Origin of the sequence: Herbiconiux sp. (genome assembly GCF_004297105.1) — a bacterium.
GTDB lineage: Bacteria > Actinomycetota > Actinomycetes > Actinomycetales > Microbacteriaceae > Herbiconiux.
On record NZ_SCVE01000010.1, the window covers coordinates 58,635 to 76,124 of the forward strand.

Annotated in this window: 16 protein-coding genes; 8 read left to right on the forward strand and 8 right to left on the reverse strand. The window is 69.9% G+C overall.

The features are described 5' to 3' along the window. Positions 1-21: 21 nt before the first annotated feature. The 3 genes from EPO52_RS05990 to EPO52_RS06000 are packed head-to-tail and all read left to right on the forward strand — an operon-like array spanning position 22 to position 2,722. Positions 22-1,368 (forward strand): FAD-binding oxidoreductase, encoded by a 1,347-nt coding sequence (locus tag EPO52_RS05990; protein WP_290803413.1) that lies wholly within the window; start codon positions 22-24, stop codon positions 1,366-1,368. Then, positions 1,365-2,159 carry a creatininase family protein gene (locus EPO52_RS05995; RefSeq protein ID WP_290803415.1) on the forward strand — a complete coding sequence of 265 codons (795 nt, stop codon included), beginning with the start codon at positions 1,365-1,367 and terminating at the stop codon, positions 2,157-2,159. Before EPO52_RS05990 ends, EPO52_RS05995 begins: the two co-directional genes overlap by 4 nt. Beyond that, positions 2,156-2,722 carry a pyridoxamine 5'-phosphate oxidase family protein gene (locus tag EPO52_RS06000; RefSeq protein WP_290803418.1) on the forward strand — a complete coding sequence of 189 codons (567 nt, stop codon included), beginning with the start codon at positions 2,156-2,158 and terminating at the stop codon, positions 2,720-2,722. The genes EPO52_RS05995 and EPO52_RS06000 overlap by 4 nt, the downstream gene beginning before the upstream one ends. Positions 2,723-2,811: 89 nt before the next feature. Here the strand turns inward: EPO52_RS06000 and EPO52_RS06005 are convergent, their stop codons facing one another. The 3 genes from EPO52_RS06005 to EPO52_RS06015 form a co-directional block, all read right to left on the reverse strand. Continuing rightward, positions 2,812-4,503 carry a thiamine pyrophosphate-binding protein gene (locus tag EPO52_RS06005; RefSeq protein ID WP_290803421.1) on the reverse strand — a complete coding sequence of 564 codons (1,692 nt, stop codon included), beginning with the start codon at positions 4,501-4,503 and terminating at the stop codon, positions 2,812-2,814. 12 nt (positions 4,504-4,515) lie between these two features. Beyond that, positions 4,516-5,739, reverse strand: a complete 1,224-nt coding sequence (gene kynU / locus EPO52_RS06010) for a kynureninase (RefSeq protein WP_290803424.1) — start codon at positions 5,737-5,739, stop codon at positions 4,516-4,518. Between the two features lie 96 nt (positions 5,740-5,835). Further along, a complete protein-coding gene (locus EPO52_RS06015; protein ID WP_290803427.1) occupies positions 5,836-6,972 on the reverse strand; it encodes a methylenetetrahydrofolate reductase C-terminal domain-containing protein in 1,137 nt (378 codons plus the stop codon). Between the two features lie 166 nt (positions 6,973-7,138). On the opposite strand from EPO52_RS06015, the gene allB reads away from it, so the two are divergent. Beyond that, positions 7,139-8,500 (forward strand): allantoinase AllB, encoded by a 1,362-nt coding sequence (gene allB / locus EPO52_RS06020; protein WP_290803430.1) that lies wholly within the window; start codon positions 7,139-7,141, stop codon positions 8,498-8,500. A 140-nt stretch (positions 8,501-8,640) separates the two neighbouring features. Beyond that, complete coding sequence (gene pucL / locus EPO52_RS06025; protein WP_290803431.1) at positions 8,641-9,561, forward strand: factor-independent urate hydroxylase; 921 nt, start codon at positions 8,641-8,643, stop codon at positions 9,559-9,561. 23 nt (positions 9,562-9,584) lie between these two features. Here the strand turns inward: pucL and uraH are convergent, their stop codons facing one another. Both uraH and EPO52_RS06035 read right to left on the reverse strand, forming a co-directional pair. After that, on the reverse strand, positions 9,585-9,929 hold the full coding sequence (gene uraH / locus EPO52_RS06030; RefSeq protein WP_290803432.1) for a hydroxyisourate hydrolase: 345 nt from the start codon (positions 9,927-9,929) through the stop codon (positions 9,585-9,587). After that, positions 9,926-10,489, reverse strand: coding sequence for a 2-oxo-4-hydroxy-4-carboxy-5-ureidoimidazoline decarboxylase (locus EPO52_RS06035; RefSeq protein WP_290803433.1), 564 nt, complete (start codon positions 10,487-10,489; stop codon positions 9,926-9,928). The genes uraH and EPO52_RS06035 overlap by 4 nt, the downstream gene beginning before the upstream one ends. 23 nt (positions 10,490-10,512) lie before the next feature. On the opposite strand from EPO52_RS06035, the gene EPO52_RS06040 reads away from it, so the two are divergent. After that, positions 10,513-11,181: a nucleotidyltransferase family protein gene (locus EPO52_RS06040; protein WP_290803434.1), complete on the forward strand. Its 669-nt coding sequence runs from the start codon at positions 10,513-10,515 to the stop codon at positions 11,179-11,181. Between the two features lie 63 nt (positions 11,182-11,244). Further along, positions 11,245-11,940 carry an NADPH-dependent F420 reductase gene (locus tag EPO52_RS06045; RefSeq protein ID WP_290803435.1) on the forward strand — a complete coding sequence of 232 codons (696 nt, stop codon included), beginning with the start codon at positions 11,245-11,247 and terminating at the stop codon, positions 11,938-11,940. Between the two features lie 124 nt (positions 11,941-12,064). On the opposite strand, the gene EPO52_RS06050 is transcribed toward EPO52_RS06045, so the two are convergent. The 3 genes from EPO52_RS06050 to EPO52_RS06060 all read right to left on the reverse strand — a co-directional run bounded on the left by EPO52_RS06050 (position 12,065) and on the right by EPO52_RS06060 (position 15,586). Beyond that, complete coding sequence (locus EPO52_RS06050) at positions 12,065-12,970, reverse strand: MurR/RpiR family transcriptional regulator (RefSeq protein ID WP_290803436.1); 906 nt, start codon at positions 12,968-12,970, stop codon at positions 12,065-12,067. Then, positions 12,967-14,229 carry an allantoate amidohydrolase gene (locus tag EPO52_RS06055; protein WP_290803438.1) on the reverse strand — a complete coding sequence of 421 codons (1,263 nt, stop codon included), beginning with the start codon at positions 14,227-14,229 and terminating at the stop codon, positions 12,967-12,969. The genes EPO52_RS06050 and EPO52_RS06055 overlap by 4 nt, the downstream gene beginning before the upstream one ends. 157 nt (positions 14,230-14,386) lie before the next feature. Continuing rightward, positions 14,387-15,586 (reverse strand): alanine--glyoxylate aminotransferase family protein, encoded by a 1,200-nt coding sequence (locus tag EPO52_RS06060; RefSeq protein WP_290803549.1) that lies wholly within the window; start codon positions 15,584-15,586, stop codon positions 14,387-14,389. A gap of 183 nt (positions 15,587-15,769) precedes the next feature. Here EPO52_RS06060 and EPO52_RS06065 point away from each other — a divergent pair, with 183 nt between their 5' ends. Continuing rightward, positions 15,770-17,440: an Ig-like domain-containing protein gene (locus EPO52_RS06065; RefSeq protein WP_290803440.1), complete on the forward strand. Its 1,671-nt coding sequence runs from the start codon at positions 15,770-15,772 to the stop codon at positions 17,438-17,440. Positions 17,441-17,490: the final 50 nt, after the last annotated feature.

Here is a 17,490-nt window from a genome sequence, read left to right on the forward strand (position 1 = left end):
CCGCGCACCAAAGGATCCACCATGACTGCCACCGCCGAACAGATCGCCGCCCTCGCCGAAGAACTCGTGGGCATCCTGGGAGACCGGGGGGTGACCACCGAACTGCGCGGGCGCGAGAAGGCCTCCGTCGACGGCGCGAAGATGTCGCCCATCCTGGCCGAGCAGCTGCCGCTCGGCCTCGCCGACATCGTGGCGTTCCCCGCGAACGCGCAGCAGATCGCCGAGACGGTCGCAGCGGCCGTTCGGCACGGCGTGTCGGTGACCCCGCGCGGCAAGGGAACGGGCAACTACGGCCAGGCCATCCCGATGCAGGGCGGGCTCGTGCTCGACATGTCGAAGGCCCGCGCCATCGTCGAGGTCGGCGACGGCTACCTCACCGCCGAAGCCGGCACACCGATGGTGAACATCGAGCAGGCCGCCCGCGAGTCGGGCCAGCAGATCCTCATGTACCCCTCCACGGCGCAGTCGTCGATCGGCGGCTTCCTCTCCGGCGGGTCGGGCGGCACCGGGTCGATCAAGCACGGCTCCAACATGAGCGGCGACTACGTGCTCGCCCTCGACGTGGTCTACGCCTCCCCCGAGGCGTCGCTGGTGCACGTCGAAGGCGAGGCGGCCCAGCCCTACGTGCACACCTACGGCACCGCCGGCATCATCGCCCGGGCCACCATCGCCCTCGAGCCGATCCAGGAGTGGGTGGGTTTCTACGCGAGCTTCCCCACCTTCGAGAACGCCACCTCGATCATCCAGCAGATCGGATGGCTCGATCCCACGCCTCGGCTCGTCTCCGCCGACCTCCCCACCATCGCGAACGCGCTGCCCGCCGACACGGCCATCCCGAAAGACCGCGCCTCACTGCGGGCCATCCTCGACGCCTCGACGATCGAGGCGGCGACCGCGCTCGTCGAAGCCGCCGGGGGCCGGGTCGAGGAGGTGCGTGAGGGCCCGCAGGCCACCGTGAAGATCTCGATGCTCAGCTACAACCACCCCATCGAGTGGCTGCAGAAGTCGACCGACGAGACCTACTTCCATGTCGAGGTCTCGGGATCCGCCCTCGTCGACAAGCTCGACGACCTGCACCAGGTGTACCCGGGCGCGATGCTGCACATCGAGGCGCAGCGCGACCATCCCATCGGCATGCTCGCCGCGCCCTACATCAGCCCCGAGGCCGTGTACGCGGGGTACGACCGGCTGACCGCGCTCGGTGTGGGCTTCCACAGCCCGCACCAGTGGTTCGTCGATCACGAGGTGGAGCGCACCAAGGCCCTGGCGGCCTCGACCGACCCGGACGGCCTGCTCAACCCGGGCAAGATCCCCACCGGTTCGACCGTTCCCACGGGTACGAAGTGGGCGGGGGCGAAGTCGGCATGACGCTCTCCCAGCCCGCCTCCCGCAAGCTCGTCGAGCTCTCCGGAACGGCCGCCGAGGCGGCCCTCTCGGCCGATTCCGTCATCGTGCTGCCGACCGGCGCCATCGAGTTCCATGGCCCCCATCTGCCGCTGATCACCGACTACCTCATCGCCGACAGTGTGGCGAACGCGGCCGTCGAGGCCGCCGCAGCCGAGGGTCAGGACGTCTGGATCCTCCCCACCATCGCCTACACCAAGTCGGACGAGCACCACTGGGCGCCCGGCACGATGTGGATCTCGTGGGACACCCTCATGCAGACCGTGGTCGAGCTCGGCAACTCGATCGCCGCCACCCCGGCCCGCAAGCTCGTGTTCTTCAACGGGCACGGGGGCAACCTCGCCCTGTTGCAGGTGGCGTGCCGCGAATTGCGGCGGCGCTTCGGCCTCGAGACGTTCCTCATGGGCGCCACGGTTCCCCCGGGCGATCACGACGGCCCCGAGGAGCTGGGTCTCGGCATCCACGCCGGGCACTCGGAGACCTCGCTCGTGCTGCACCTGCGGCCCGAGCTCGTCGATCTGTCGGTGGCCGAGCGGAGTGTTCCCGCGCACCTCGCTGACTACGAGCACATCGGGTTCCGCAAGCGTGTGACGTTCGGGTGGCTCTCGAACGACTTCTCGACCAATGGCACCCTCGGCGATCCCACGGGTGCCTCAGCGGCCTACGGTGCCGAGCTATTCGATGCCTCGGTGGCGGATGCCGTGGCGGCCTTCGGCGAGATCGCGCGGTTCGATGCATCCGGGGCTTCGGCGTGACTGCCGCCGACCTCCTGGCATCGTGGCTGCCCGCCAATGAGGATCCTGCCCGGCCGTTGATGACGCTGTCGACCGTGTCGGCCAGCGGGTATCCGGATGCGCGCACCGTGCTGCTGAGCGAGTACGACGCCTCGGGGTTCTACTTCCACACCGACTCGCGGTCGCGGAAAGTGGCGGATGTGACGCGGGATCCGCGGGTGGCGCTGACGCTGGTGTGGCCGGGGCGGCAGCTCGTGGTGCAGGGGGACGTGTCGCGGGCTTCTGCTGATGAGCTGTCGTGGGCTTACGGACATCGGTCGCGCTACCTCCAGTTACTCGCCTGGCTCAATACGAACGAGTATGCGGCGCTGCCCCTCTCAGAGCGGCGCGCGGTGTGGGCGTCGTTCGGTGACGAGCATCCCGGAGGCACGTTGACACCTCCCGGCACGTGGGACGGCTTCCTCGTGCGCCCCGTGCGCCTCACGTTCTGGGAGGGCGACCCGGATGCGGCGAGCCGCCGCACCGAGTACCGCCGGGCCTCTCCCACCGACGAGTGGCTCACGCCCGTCACCCTCGCGGGCTGACATCATCCCCCACGTGCGCTGGGTCGCACGATTTGTCGCCTTATTGTCGATCTGGCGACAAATCGTGCGACCCGACGCGGGGCGCGCCGTTAGTGTTTGGCGGCGGCGGCTGCGATCGCTTCGGTGAGCACGGTCAAGAGGCGCGGGGAGTCCATCGGCGGCAGCACCACCTCGATGAACACCGCCTTGTCGTCGGCGGAGTGCGCCAGCTCCAGCGCTGCAGCCAGTTCGTCCTCCGTGCGGGCCGTCGCGGTGAGCGCGAGATCGCCGGCGCCGAAGGCGGCCGGGATGAGGGTCCAGTCCCACGGGGTGATGTCCTGATACACCGCCGCCGGGCTCTGGATCTTGCGCTCCACCGTGTAGCCGTCGTTGTTCAGCAGGAACACCACAGGGGTGTAGCCGCGATGCAGGATGGTGGCGAGCTCCTGCACGGTCAGCTGCGCGGCACCGTCGCCCACGAAGAGCACCGCGCGGTGATCGGGCATCGCCACACAGGCACCGAGCGTCGCCGGGATCGTATAGCCGATGGCCGACCAGACCGGCTGGCCGAGCAGCGCCGAATCGTCGGGCAGCACGAGGTCGAGCGCCCCGTAGAAGGAGGTGCCCGCATCCGCGATCACCGTGGTTCCGGGGCGCAGCCAGTCTTGAACGGCCGCCCAGAAATGCTCCTGCGAGAGCGCGGCACCGGGCTCGGGCGAGTGCGCCGAAGCGGCTTCCGGATGCCCCACCGGTGTCACCGAGGAGCGAGACGACGCGCCCAGCGCGGCATGCAGTGCCGCCAGCGAGTCGTCGAGCCGAACGCCGTAGAACGTGGTGTCGGCGATGCGCGCCTGGGTGAGGCCGAGCTCCACCGCCGCGTCCTCGTCGAACTTCTGCGTGAAGAACCCGGTGAGGAAGTCGCTCATCACCGTGCCCGCCAAGACGAGGAGCGGAGCCTCGTCGACGGCGTCGCGCGCATCCGGAACCCGCGTGAACGCGCCCATGTAGGTGCCGAGCGAGGCCGGGTGCGACTCGTCGAGGATGGCCTTCGACATGTTCTGCGACGCCACATAGACGCCGTCGTGATCGGCGATCTGCCGGATGAGCGGCTCGAGACTGCGGCGATGCACCTGAGGCCCCACGAGCACCGTGACGCGGGGCTGCTCCGCCACGAGCTCGGCGAGCGCCTCGCTGAAGCGCGCCAGCTCGCCGGCATCGGAGGAGGCGGCGACGAGGGGGTAACGCAGGTTCGCGGCGTGCACGGGGGCGATGGCGACATCCGCGGGGATGCCGAGGTAGACGGGCTTCGACTCGCGGAGCGCCGTCATCAACGCCGCGTCGATGTCGCGGGTGGCGGATGCCGCGCGCACGATCGTGGCCGAGGCCGTGACCTCGCGGTAGGCCCGGTAGAAGTGCTCGTAGTCGCCGTCGATGAGGGTGTGGTGGAGGTGGAGTCCCGCGGCGCGCGCGGTGGTGGACGGCATTCCGGTGATCTGCACCACGGGCACGTCTTCGGAGAAGCTGCCGGCGACGCCGTTGATGGCCGAGAGCTCCCCCACCCCGAAGGTGGTGACGAGGGCGCCGATGCCGCGTTTGAGACGCGCGTAGCCGTCGGCCGCGTAGGCGGCGTTCAGCTCGTTGGTGGAGCCCACCCAGTGGAAGCCCTCGACTGTCACCATCTGATCGAGAAGGCTCAAGTTGAAGTCGCCGGGAAGGCCGAAGACGTGGTCGGAGCCGAGCTGCACGAGGCGGGTGGCGAGGTACTGCCCGACGGTGACGGTTGATTGTGTCTGGTCACTCATGCGACCAGCTTCTCATTCCCCGATTGCGCGCAGGTGACCCGCCACGGCGTCGATCACGAGTTGCACCTCGGCGAAGCTCGTGGAGAGTGGGGAGAGGCCGAGCCGGAGGCCCGTCGGCGGCCGGAAATCGGGGATCAGCCCGCGCTCCCAGAGGTCGCCGGTCAGGCCCACGAAGGCCGGGTGGTCGATCGTGATGTGGCTGCCGCGCTCCGCCGCGTCGCGAGGAGTCGACAGCTCGACGCCGTAGGGGGCGAGCTGCTCGTCGACCAGCTCGATGGCGAACTCCGTGAGGGCGAGCGATTTCGTGCGGATCGCCTCGATGCCCGCTTCCTCGATGAGCGCCAGCATCTCCTGCATCGCGATCATGCCCACGATCGACGGAGTACCGCTGAGGAACGAACGGATGCCCGTGGCCGGCCGGTAGTCGCCGGCCATCGCGAAGGGGTCGCCGTCGCCCATCCACCCCTGGATCGGCTGGCGCGCCGGGCCGAGTTGGCGTTCGGCGACGTACAGGAAGGAGGGTGAACCCGGGCCGCCGTTGAGGTACTTGTACGTGCATCCGGTGGCGAAGTCGACCTGCCAGGCGTCGAGTTCGATGGGAACGGCGCCGACCGAGTGGCAGAGGTCCCACAGCACGAGCGCGCCGTGCTCGTGCACGAGCGACGTGATGCCGGGCACGTCGGCGAGATGCCCCGAGCGGTAGGCCACCTGGCTCAGCACCACGACGGCGGTGCGGGCGCCGACGACCTCGCGCACCTGCTCGAGCGTGACTCCCGAGCCCTGTTCGCTGTCGATCCAGCGGATGCTCGCACCGGTCTCGGCCGCGATGCCCTGCACCACGAAGCGATCGGTGGGGAAGTTGCCGCGGTCGATCACGATCTCGTCGCGCCCGGGCCGCAGCGCGAGTGCCGCCCGTACCAGCTTGTAGAGCGACACCGTGGTGGAGTCGGCCACCGCGGTCTGCCCGGGTGCCGCGCCGAGTGTCGCCCGAGCGATACGGTCGCCGAGCGTGAGCGGCAGGTCGAACCACGACTCGTCCCAGCCGCGGATCAGGCGGCCTCCCCACTGCTCCTCAGCGAACTGCGCCAGTCGCGCGGGAACGGACGCCACCGGCCGCCCGAGCGAGTTGCCATCGAGATACGCGGGCAGAGCCGGATCGTCGGCGCCGACGAAGCGGGAGCGGAAGGCCGCGAGCGGGTCACGGGCGTCGAGGGCGGCGGCGGATTCGCGGGGCATGGATCGAGACTAGCCGCGGAGGAGGCCGTCGACCGCCGATAGGCGCCAGGTCGGCGGCGTGGCACGCGGCAGGCCGGCGGCGTGCTCAGTGACAGGTCAGCGGCGGAGGCCGAGGCGGTCGGCGACCGTGGCCATCGCATCCGCGAAGGCCACCTCGCCGCCCGCCGAGGCCCCGCCCGAGAGATTCACTCCGGCGACACCCTCGAGCTGCAACAGCTCCTCGCAGAGCGCGAGGGTGGCATCGAGTCCGGCGCGGTAGGTGTCGGCCGCATCGAGGATTCCGTCGAGGAAACCGTCGGGCAGCACGAGCGTGGTGAACGACTTGAGCAACGCGGCGCTCCCCCGGTCGATCACCATCGGGACGCACGGGATGAACGCGGGTGCGACACCCGTCTCATGGCTGGCCCGGATGAAGCGGCGCACGGGTTCGGCCCCGCCCGCGTGGTTGACGAAGCACACATCCGCACCGGCACGCACCTTCTCGGCGAGGCGCGCGGCCCGCTTCTCCACGGGTGGCGTGAGAGGCGATTCGCCCACCGACACGAGGTGCCCTGCCTGGCGCGCCAGCGCGGCCACCTGGGTGGAGTCGAGATCGAAGACCGGCAGAGCGTCCTGCCGGTCGCCCGTGGCGGTGTGGTCGCCGGTCACGCAGTGCACGCCCGCGACGCCCACCTCGGCGAGGCCGGCGAGCTCGCCCTCGATGGCGACGCGGTTGCGGTCGCGACAGTTCATTCCCGTCCAGACGGCGAGGCCGGCATCCTGGATCAGGTGGGCTCGGTACGCGGGCGGGAACTGCACGCGGGAGCGCCCGGAGTCGCCCGCGAGCGTGGCGTCGACCCGCCCGGCGAGGGCCTGCGCGCAATCGAGCAGGGATGCCCGGTCGATCGGCTTGCCGGGGAAGTCGGCGACCACGATCTGGCGGGTGCCGAGCAGGGCGCGCATCGCGGCCGCTCCCGGCTGGGGGTCGACGGGGAACTCGTGCGCATCCGCCAGCTGCCGCACCTCGATGTGCACTCCGACGCGCTGCGGCGACTCCCCGTCAGCCGGCGAGACCTCCAGCGCGGCCTGCCACTCCGGATTCGGCGCGATCCCGTGCCAGCGCACCGTGTCGACGTCGAGGAACACGCAGCGGAAGTCGCCCACCTCGCACGTGCCGTCGAACTCCACCCCGCCGCACGGCCCGTACTCCATGTGCTTGGGGCAGGCGGTGCGCCGCTCGAGTGCCACGTTCATCCGCTCATGCTAGCCGCGCCGCGTAACGCCCACGTTTCGCGCCGCCCCCACCCCGCCCTCCTCGCGACCCGTCGATTTCGGCCCCACACGGCAGGTTTTACGACCAAAATCGACGGGTCGCGAGGAGTTTAGGCTTGGGGGAGGCCGATACCCCCTTGGAGAGACGATGCCTGAGCTGTACGACCTGGTTGTCCGCGCCGAGAAGGCCTTCGTCGAGGGTGAGTGGAGGGCGGCATCCGTCGCCGTGCGGGACGGCGTGATCGCCGCCATCGCCGAGTTCGATGAGGGGTTCCCGGCGCACACCGTGGTGACTCTGCCTTCGTCGCAGGTGCTCATCCCGGGCATCGTCGACACCCACGTGCACGTGAACGAGCCCGGGCGCACCGAGTGGGAGGGGTTCACCACCGCCACCCGCGCGGCAGCTGCGGGCGGCGTCACCACCATCGTCGACATGCCGCTCAACAGCATCCCGCCCACCACCACCGTCGAGGGGCTCGCCGTGAAGCGGGAGGCGGCCGCCCCGCAGGCGAGCGTCGACGTCGGGTTCTGGGGCGGCGCCATCCCCTCGAGCCTCGGATCGCTCGAACCCCTCTGGAACGACGGCGTCTACGGCTTCAAGGCGTTTCTCTCCCCCTCGGGCGTCGACGAGTTCCCCCACCTCTCCACGCCGCAGCTGCGGGCCGCGCTCGAGGAGATCGCCTCGTTCGGCGGGCTGCTCATCGTGCACGCCGAAGACCCCGAGGTGCTGGACCGCGCCGCCGACGCCGTGCACGGGCCCGACTACCTCGCGTTCGTCGCCTCCCGCCCCGACCTCGCGGAGGAGGATGCGATCGCGCACGTCATCGCCGGGGTGCGCGCCACGGGTGCCCGCGCCCACATCCTGCACCTCTCCAGCGCCCGGGCGCTCGACCAGATCCGGGCCGCGAAGGCGGAGGGGCTGCCGCTCACCGTCGAGACCTGCCCGCACTACCTCTCCTTCTCGGCCGAGCACATCCCCGACGGCGCGACGCAGTACAAGTGCTGCCCGCCGATCCGCGACGAGGGCAACCGCGAGCTGCTCTGGGAGGCGCTCCTCGACGGCACCATCGACCTGATCGCGAGCGATCACTCCCCCTCCACGGCCGCCCTCAAGTTCGCGGGCAACGGCGACTTCACCGAGGCCTGGGGCGGCATCTCGGGCCTTCAGCTCGCGTTCCCCGCGGTGTGGTCGGGGGCACGCGCGCGCGGCATCCCGCTCGAGCGGGTGCTCGGCTGGATGAGCGTGAACACCTCGGCGCTCATCGGCCTCACCTCGAAGGGCGTCATCGCGGCCGGCGCCGATGCCGACCTCGTGGCCCTCGCGCCCGACGAGTCGTTCACCGTGTCGGCCGACGCACTCGAGCACAAGAACAAGGTGTCGGCCTACGACGGGTCGACGCTGCACGGGGTGGTGCACACCACATGGGTGCGGGGCGAGGTGGCTCACCTGCTCGGTGAGCAGGCCGCATCCTCACCCCGCGGAAGGCTGCTCACCCGCTCCACGGATTGATCGCCGTTGCACCGGATGAGCCGCCACGTAAATTGGTCGTAAATTCCGGGGCGCGGGGCGGGCATCCGTCGATCCACGGCGGATGCGGGCGACAGACTGGTGGTGCGCGATCCGCCCGTGCCGCGCAGTGAGCAGGAGCCATGTCAATCGTCCTCGGTCCGCACCAGTACGGAAAAGCGGAGAACCGCGTCGTTCGCATCTACCGCGATTCGCCTCGGCACGAGATCCACGACATCAACGTGTCGACCGCGTTGCGCGGTGCATTCGATGCCGCTCACCTCGTGGGCGACCAGAGCGCGGTGCTTCCCACCGACACGCAGAAGCAGACCGCCTACTCCTACGCCAAGGAGAAGGGGCTGGTGTCGATCGAGCCGTACGGCTTCGAGCTGGCCCGCCACTTCGTCTCCGACGTCGAGCCCGTCACCGGCGCCCGCATCGAGATCGAGGAGTACGCCTGGGAACGCGTGCTCGTCGACGGCACCGAGCACGACCACACGTTCGTGCGCCGGGGGCAGGAGGTGCGCACGGCCGCCATCACGGTGGAGGGCAAGGGAGCATCTCAGCAGGAGTGGGTCGTGGGCGGCTTCAAGGATCTGGTTCTGCTGAAGACCACCGGATCGGAGTTCCACGACTTCCTCGAAGACCCTTACACGATCCTCCAGCCCACCAGCGACCGCATCATGGCCACCTCGCTCGTGGCGCAGTGGCGTTTCATCACGCCGGCCGCGGGCTGGGAGGGATTCGACTGGGAGGGCACCTACGCGGGCATCAAGCAGACCATGGTCTCGGTGTTCGCCACGCTGCACTCCCTGGCGCTGCAGCAGACGCTCTACGAGATGGGCACGGCCGTGCTCGAGGCCTTTCCGTTCCTCGCGGAGATCCGGATGTCGGCCCCCAACAAGCATCACTTCCTCTACGACCTCTCGCCCTTCGGCGTGGAGAACGACAACGAGGTCTTCAACGCCGACGACCGGCCCTACGGCCTGATCCAGGCCTCGGTGCTGCGCGACGACGCGCCTGCGGCAGGGCCGGCGTGGGACATCGCGGGGGGCTTCGCGTAGATCGCCCCGGTCGTCACCCGGGCCTAGCTCCCCCGGTACGTGCTGTACGCGAACGGGCTCAGCAGGAGCGGCACGTGGTAGTGGGCGGCGGCGTCGGTGAGTTCGAAGGTGATCTGCACCTCCGGGTAGAACGCGTTCACCTCCTGCTCGGCGAAGTAGGTCGCGGTGTCGAAGCTCACGCGGTAGCGGCCCGGTTGCAGGGCGACGGGGCCGAGCGCGTTGACGCGGCCGTCGGCATCCGTCTCGGCGGAGCCGATCATCACCCAGTTGCCCACGTCGTCGTGCTCGAGGATCACCGGCACTCCCGCGGCGGGGAGGCCGATCGTGGAGTCGAGCACGTGGCTCGTGACGTGGCTGCGCTCGGTCATCGTGTTCCTGTCGGTTCGGCGGAGCGTGGAACGGGCGGATGCGAGGCCGGCGCACCCGGATGGAGGGTGGCGAGGCGGAGCATCGTGATGTCGTGCAGCTCGGATGCCACGGTCGCGGCCTCGGTCGAATCGTCGTTCTCGAGCCGGCGGGTGAGCTCGGCCAGGATCTCGGCACGGCCACGCCCGGCGGCGCGAATGAGGAAGACCCGGTCGAAGCGCGCCTCGTAGGCCCGGTTGCCGGCGGCGATCGCGTCGGCGAGGGCGGCATCCGAGGCCTCGGCCGCCGACTGCTCCGAGCGGCTGAACCGCTGCGCCTGCCCCTCGCCCGCTGCCCGTTCGCCGATACGCGGATGATGCGCCAGGGCGGCATCCACCTCGGCCGGCGTCAGCGACGACGCCACCCGATCGGCGGCGGCGAGCAGCGCCGCATTGTCCGTGTAGGGCGCGCCGGATGCCACGTCATCGACGAATCGGTCGACCGCGAGGCACGACCGCAACTCCTCGCGCAGGCCAGGCGTGTCGACGATGGGGCCGGATGCCGCGCCCGGGGTCTGCTCCATGCCCTCAAGCTTACGATGGGGGCATGTCGGCAGAGAGCGAGCACTCGGGCGATCACCCGGCGGGCCCGACGGTCGGCATCGTGCTGGCAGCCGGTGCGGGCACGCGGATGGGGCGCCCGAAGGCCCTCGTCGTCGGCCACGACCGCGAGCCCTGGCTGCGCCGTGCCGTGCGCGTGCTATCTGCCGGAGGATGCGCGGAGGTGATCGTGGTGCTGGGTGCGGCCGCCGACGACGCGCGCGCCCTCCTGTCCCCCGGCTTGGACGGTTCCCCCACCGCACCGGCCGGTCCCTCCGCCACTCCGGTCGCGACCACCCACGTCGTCGTGACCGACCACTGGGCGGACGGGCTCTCCGCCTCCCTCCGCGCGGGTCTCGACGCTGCCCGAGCGCTCGGCGCCGCCGCCGCCGTGGTCACCCTGGTCGACCTCCCCTGGTTGACGGCCGGTGCCGTGCAGCGGCTGCTCACGCCGCATCCGCTCTCCACCACCCTTCGCCAAGCGGTGTACGACGGCCGGCCCGGGCATCCGGTGGTCATCGGTCGCGTCCACTTCGAGGCCCTGATCGCCACCCTGCACGGCGACGTCGGTGCTCGCCCCTACCTAGCGGCCCAGGGTGCCGAGACGGTCGACTGCACCGATCTGGGCGGAGGCGACGACGTCGACTCACCGCGCGGCCAGCTCGACGCCGGCTGAACATAGCCGGGGCGTCTTCCGCGAACCGGAAGAGAACGGATGCCCGCGGAGTTGAGTGGACACATGACAGCTACAGGACTCACCACCATCGGATTCATCGGCGCCGGCCACATCGGCAGCCAGCTCGCCCGCCTCGCCGTGTCGCACGGCTACACCGTGGTCATCAGCAACTCCCGCGGCCCCGAGACGCTCGCCGACCTCGTCGCGGAGCTCGGGCCGCAGGCATCCGCCGCCACCGCGGCCCAGGCCGGCGCGGCGGGCGACATCGTGGTCGTGACCGTGCCCTTCAAGAACTACCTCGACGTGCCCGCCGAGCCGCTCGCCGGCAAGCTCGTGATCGACACGAACAACTACTACTGGGAGCGCGACGGCCGCATCACGTCGCTCGAGGACGAGACCACGACGGTCTCCGAACTGCTCCAGGCCCACCTTCCGACCTCGAAGGTGGTCAAGGGCTTCAACAACATCATGGCCGCCGACCTCACCACCGATGGGTCGCCCGCGGGCGGTGCCGACCGCCGGGCCCTGCCGATCGCGGGCGACGACGCATCCGCGAAGGCCGTGGTGACCACGCTGCTCGACGAGTTCGGCTTCGACGCCGTCGACGCCGGCCCCCTCGCCGAGGGCTGGCGCTTCCAGCGTGACACTCCGGCCTACGGCACCCGGATGACGGCCCCCGAAGCCCGGCAGAAGCTCGCCGAGGCACGCCGCGCGTCGGACGGCGCCGAGCGCGACATCCCGCACCCGTCCGAGAGCTGAACCGGGCTCGACCGCGTCCGAGGCCGTCACGGGAACGACGGAGTCCGGCCCTCGAGTCGGACCGAGGCTCCGTCTTTCCCCGAACCTGGCCCGAAACTCCGTCGTTGCCGTGCCCGCAGCACCTCTACGGCGTCGGCACCTCGAGCTCGCCGAACGCCTCGTAGAGGCCGTTGATCGCGCCGATGCGGGTACGGCTCTCGCGCGTGCGCGCGGCGAGCGCGTTGCTCGCCAGCACGTTGGCCACGCTCATGGCGCTCGCATAGCTGTCGAGCGGGGAGACGCTGTCGATCGGGCACTCGATCCACACGGCCGCGAACTCCGCGTAGCGCCGGGCCGACGGGTCACCGATCAGCACGATCGGCACCCCGCGAGCCGCGATGCCCGCGATCAGGCGGGCGAACCCGGCGGGGCGCCGCCGGAATCCGAACACCACGGCCACGTCGCGCGCATCCCGTTCGGCGAACTCCTCGGCGAGCGTCTGCCCCGGAAGCGGAGCGACGTGCACCGCGGGCCGGCACTGCGCCAGCTGTTCGCGCAGGTGCAACGCCATCGAATAGCTGTTGCGCAGCCCGACCACCGTCACCGAACGGCTGCGCACGATCAGAGACGTCGCCTGCTCGAGCCGCTCGGGGCCGAGCGCGTCGAGGCAGCGTCGCAGGTTCTCCACCTCGCGCACGAGGTGCGCCGACAGATCGGCGGATGCGCCCGGCGTCGCCCCACCCACGGGCACCCCCGACGACCGCAACGAGCGAGCGTGCTCCCGCACCTCCTGCGCGTTCTCGAACCCGAGCCGCCGGAACAACCGCGACACGGTGGCCTTCGACACGCCGCTGCGCTGGGCGAGCTCGGTGCCGGAGTAGATGGCGAGGTCACTCAGGTGGTCGAGGATGAAATCGGCCGCCCGTTGCTCCTGCGGCGACAGCTCGCCGTAGGCGCGGTCGATGCGCTGCCCGATGTTCATCGCCACCTCCGCGCCGGCGACACCGCCGCCCGCGGTCTCGGTGCCCGCGATCTCGGTGCCCGCGGTCATGAGGCCGCAGCCTCCGCCTGGGCTTCGTGTACGTCGGCGAGTGCCAGCACCGCTCTCTCGAAGGCATCGAGGGTCTTTGCCACATCCGCCTCCGTCACGCGCTCGTCGGGGTTGTGGCTCACCCCGCCCTCGCAGCGCACGAACAGCATCCCGATCTCGCTGATCTCGGCCACGGCCATCGCATCGTGCCCGGCCTTCGAGAACAACGACATGGGCCGGGAATCACCGGTCGAGCGGATGCCCTCCCCCACCGCCTTGCGCAGCCTCTCGCTGCACACGGCGGCCGGTGCCGAGTGCGTCTCCACGCTCTCCCAGCGCAGCCGGCGCTGCCTACAGATGTCGGTGAGCAGACCCTGGATGACCGTCCAGATGCGGTCCCGCTCGCTGTCGTACTCACCACGCAGGTCGAGGCTGAACTCGACCTTGCCCGGGATGACGTTGACCGCATCCGGGAACACCTCGAGGTGCCCCACGGTGGCGATGAGCTGCGCCGACCGGGCGATGCGTTCGATGGCGATGATGGCATCGGCGGCGCCGGCGAGAGCATCGCGGCGGCGCTCGTAGGGGGTGCCGGAGTGGCCGGCCTTGCCGATGACGGTGATCTGGAAGCGGCGCGCTCCCGCGATCGACGACACGATGCCGAGCGCCTTGTTCTCGTCTTCGAGGTACGGACCCTGTTCGATGTGCGCCTCGAGGTAACCCACGAGTTCCTCGGGCGTGCGGGCCGCATCCCCGATGGTCGCGGGGTCGAGCCCCCACGCGGTGAATGCGTCGCGAAGGGTCACGCCGTCTTCGCCGCGGAGCTCCCACCATGCGTCATCCCAGGTACCGGCCAGGGCGCGGCTGCCGAGCAGAGCGCGACCGAAGCGGGTGCCCTCCTCATCGGCGAAGGCGACGACCTCGAGCGCGAACGGCAGCGCCCGTCCGGAATCCCGGATGCGGTGCACCACCGCGATGGCCGTGAGCACGCCGAGGATGCCGTCGTACCTGCCGGCCGCGGGCACGGTGTCGAGGTGGCTGCCGAGCAGCAGCGCAGGGAGGCCCGGCACGGCGCCCTCGAGGCGGCCGCACTGGTTGCCGGCGGCGTCCTGCCAGGTGGTCATGCCCGCTTCGGCCATCCAGCGGGCGGCGATCGCGTTCACCTCGGCGTGCTCCTTCGAGAGGTAGACGCGCTCGATCAGGCCGTCGGGCAGGGAGGAGTGTGTGGCGAGCTCGTCGCAGCGCGCCAGGATCGTCTGGGCGCTCGTGGTTTCGGTCACGGTGCTGACCCCTCTCCGCGCCGCCGCCTCTGCGGCGCGGGCGACATGCTGCGCAGTCCGTCGTTCCGTGTCGCTACGCGGCACGGCCCGGCGGCTGTGCAGCCCTGGGTCGCCTGGGAGCGGCCCGTCGCGTTCGGTCGCGTAGCCATCGATTGGATCATGACGCGGCTCCCGCCTGGGTGTCCTGGTAGAGGTCGTAGGCCGCGCCGGCTCCGCCGCCTGCGGCCACGGAGGCGCCGTGGCGCCGGAGAACCTGTTCGAGGGAGGCGAGGGTGGTGAGCACCGCGTCTCTACGGGCGTTGTAGCCCATGGTGCCGATGCGCCAGACCTTGCCGTGCAGCGGCCCGAACGACGTGCCGATCTCGATGCCGAAGTCGTTCAGCAGCTCGCCGCGCACGGCGTCGCCGTTCACCGCATCCGGGATCACGACGGCGACGACATTGTTCATCTTCGCCGCCGGGTCGCCGAACACCTCGAGGCCGAGGCCCTGCACGCCCGCCAGCATCGCGGCGCCGTGCAGCCGGTGGCGCTCGACGGCCGCGGCCATCCCCTCCTCCACGAGCAGCCGGGCGCACTCGCGCGCGCCGTAGAGCATGCTCGTGGCCTCGGTGTGGTGGTTGAGACGCTTCTCGCCCCAGTAGTCGAAGATCATGGCGAGATCGAAGTAGTTCGAGCGGATGCGGGACTCGTGGATCTCGGCGTCACTGCCCGCGATCCCGGCCTCGATGCTCTTTCGGCTGTTGATCACCTCGACGGCGCGCGGCGAGAAGGTGGCGGGAGCGGATCCGGATGGCCCGGCCAGGCATTTCTGCAGGCCGGCGGTGACGGCGTCGAGGCCGAGCGCATCCGTGTCGAAGGCGTTGCCGGCGAGCGAGGCGGTGACGTCGGTGTAGAACAGCACGCCGTGCTTCTCGCAGATCTCGCCGAGGCCCTCGAGCGGCTGGGCGACGGTGGTGCTGGTGTCGCCGTGCACGACGGCGAGCAGTTTCGGCTTGGTCTCGCGGATGGCGGCCTCGATCTCGGCGGCGGTGAACACGGTGCCCCACTCGCGCTCGATCACGTGCACCTCGGCCCCGGCGCGCTCGGCGATCTCACGCAGCAGATGCCCGAACCGGCCGAAGATCGGCACCAGAACCCGGTCGCCGGGTGCCACGAGCGACACGAGGGCCGCCTCGATACCGGCACGACTCGTGCCGTCGATGAGCAGCGTCTGCTCGTTCTGCGTCTGGAACACCTGGCGGTAGAGCGCCATCGTCTCGTTCATGTACTCGGTCATCGCGGGGTCGTACTGACCCACGAGCTGTGCCGACATGGCCCGGAGCACACGCGGGTCGGCGTTGATCGGCCCGGGGCCCATGAGCAGCCGCGGCGGCGGATTGATCGGCTGAACGGTGATAGCGGCCTCCTCGAAATCTTCGTTTCTCACCACCGACTCTACGAAACGAACGTTTCAACCATGTTTCACGCTCCTGGTTGAGCGGAAGATCCGACTGAGTTATCCTCATCTCGGTGGTGGGCCGATCCGATCAGAAAGTCCGTCATGAAACACACCTCCTTCCCCGCGCCGAGCTCGGCACGGGCGCGAATCGGTCTCCTCGCCGCGGCACTCGCGCTCGCGTCCGCCTTCGTCGTCGGGCTGGCTCCCGCGCCATCGGCATCGGCGCTCACGATCGACTGCAGCTATACCCCCGGGCTCAAGTCGTACCTCGACGACGGCAAGATCCCGGGGCTGCGATGCAACGGCGGTACTGCGGCGACCGGAAGCGGAACCAGCACCGGCACAGGCAGCGGAACCACCACCGGGGGCACTTCCGGCGGTGCCGGTACTCCCTGTACCCCCTCGACGAACACACTTCCGCCCGCGTTCTTCGCCAATGTCGCACTCAATGATGTGTCGACCTGGAGCAGCGACCAGCACGCCGGCGGATGGAGCGTCGGCGTGCGCCGAAACTACATCGACTCCAAGCTTCACAGCGAGCTGTCGATCTATCGCATCCCGAACGGCACGCAGATCAACTACAAGCTGGTCTATCGGCTGTGGGACGGTGATACCTACAGCGTCGCCACGTACTCCTCCACACAGCCCTGCGGCAGTGCGTTCTCCTTCACCTCGACGACGGGCGGTGGCCCCGTGGCGCCGCAGCTCCTCGTCGGCCCCGGCCTTCCCATGACACCGGCAGCCGGGCAGCTGGAGACGCACGCGTCGCTCTCCGCTGTTCCGGGCGCACTCGAGTCGTACCTGCTGAGACTCGACGTGACGAACCCGACATCCAGCACCACCACCACGCCCGCGTTCGTCTCACTCGACTTCGGAGGGCCGATCGCCCTCACATCGATAGCCTCATTCCCGAGCGGTACCGAGTGCGACATCTTCGGCAGCGCGACGGAAGAGTGCACTGTTCCCGATGTTGCGCCGGGCCAGACCAAGACACTGATCTTCGCTGTGCACGCCAGCAGTGCGCTGACGTCGGCCAGCCATCTCTCCGTGCTCGTCTCGAACCTCGGTTACGACCGGATGACGTTCCGAGACTTCGCGGGCAATGAACGCACCACTACCACGCGAGTCCCCGTGACGAACTTCTATACGATCGCCGCTCCCGCACCGTACCTCGCTCCCCCGGCGTGCACCCTTGCGGGGTCGGCCGGGTCGACGCCACATCCTGCTGCCGTTCCCTCCACGCAGACGCAGAGCGTATTGACGGGCGCCACAACCGTCCTCGACACGTTCTGCACCACTGCGGCAGGCAAGCCCATGCGCGCGAGTGCGCTCCACGGCACAGCGACGATCGACACCCATGGTGCGATCTCTTACTCACCTCTGGCCGGATACCTCGGCACCGACACCATCTCGGTGGTGACGTCAGATCCGAGCTGGGACTCTGAGAGCGTACCCACCACGTTCGGGATAACCGTCGAGCCTGCAGCGGTCGCTTCCGATGACTCGTTCTCGGTCGGTCTCGACGGATCACTCACCGCAGACGTGGGCCTTCTCGCCAATGACTCTGTTCCCACAGTCGGCCCCTGGCTGATTCAGCAGGGCGCGACTCCGCCGGCGCACGGAACCCTGACGCTCGATACGGTGACCGGCACGTTCACCTACACGCCTGCCGCCGGCTACGTGGGAGCGGATTCCTTCCTGTACCGGCTCTCCGGACCTCTCGGAACGTTCTCGAATGTCGCGACGGTCACAGTGAGGGTCGGCGCCTCGTAGATGCCTCGCCGGCTCTCGGGCCGACACGGGACAGCGCGAGAGGTTCATCG

Bases quoted from the DNA above. Each gene is read 5' to 3' on its own strand.
- EPO52_RS06035 (WP_290803433.1), bottom strand. From the start codon at position 10,489: ATGGAGCAGACCCCGGGCGCGGCATCCGGCCCCATCGTCGACACGCCT.
- allB (WP_290803430.1), top strand. From the start codon at position 7,139: ATGCCTGAGCTGTACGACCTGGTTGTCCGCGCCGAGAAGGCCTTCGTC.
- kynU (WP_290803424.1), bottom strand. From the start codon at position 5,739: ATGCCCCGCGAATCCGCCGCCGCCCTCGACGCCCGTGACCCGCTCGCG.
- pucL (WP_290803431.1), top strand. From the start codon at position 8,641: ATGTCAATCGTCCTCGGTCCGCACCAGTACGGAAAAGCGGAGAACCGC.
- EPO52_RS06005 (WP_290803421.1), bottom strand. From the start codon at position 4,503: ATGAGTGACCAGACACAATCAACCGTCACCGTCGGGCAGTACCTCGCC.
- EPO52_RS06015 (WP_290803427.1), bottom strand. From the start codon at position 6,972: ATGAACGTGGCACTCGAGCGGCGCACCGCCTGCCCCAAGCACATGGAG.
- EPO52_RS05990 (WP_290803413.1), top strand. From the start codon at position 22: ATGACTGCCACCGCCGAACAGATCGCCGCCCTCGCCGAAGAACTCGTG.
- EPO52_RS06060 (WP_290803549.1), bottom strand. From the start codon at position 15,586: ATGGGCCCCGGGCCGATCAACGCCGACCCGCGTGTGCTCCGGGCCATG.
- uraH (WP_290803432.1), bottom strand. From the start codon at position 9,929: ATGACCGAGCGCAGCCACGTCACGAGCCACGTGCTCGACTCCACGATC.
- EPO52_RS06050 (WP_290803436.1), bottom strand. From the start codon at position 12,970: ATGACCGCGGGCACCGAGATCGCGGGCACCGAGACCGCGGGCGGCGGT.
- EPO52_RS06045 (WP_290803435.1), top strand. From the start codon at position 11,245: ATGACAGCTACAGGACTCACCACCATCGGATTCATCGGCGCCGGCCAC.
- EPO52_RS05995 (WP_290803415.1), top strand. From the start codon at position 1,365: ATGACGCTCTCCCAGCCCGCCTCCCGCAAGCTCGTCGAGCTCTCCGGA.
- EPO52_RS06065 (WP_290803440.1), top strand. From the start codon at position 15,770: ATGAAACACACCTCCTTCCCCGCGCCGAGCTCGGCACGGGCGCGAATC.
- EPO52_RS06040 (WP_290803434.1), top strand. From the start codon at position 10,513: ATGTCGGCAGAGAGCGAGCACTCGGGCGATCACCCGGCGGGCCCGACG.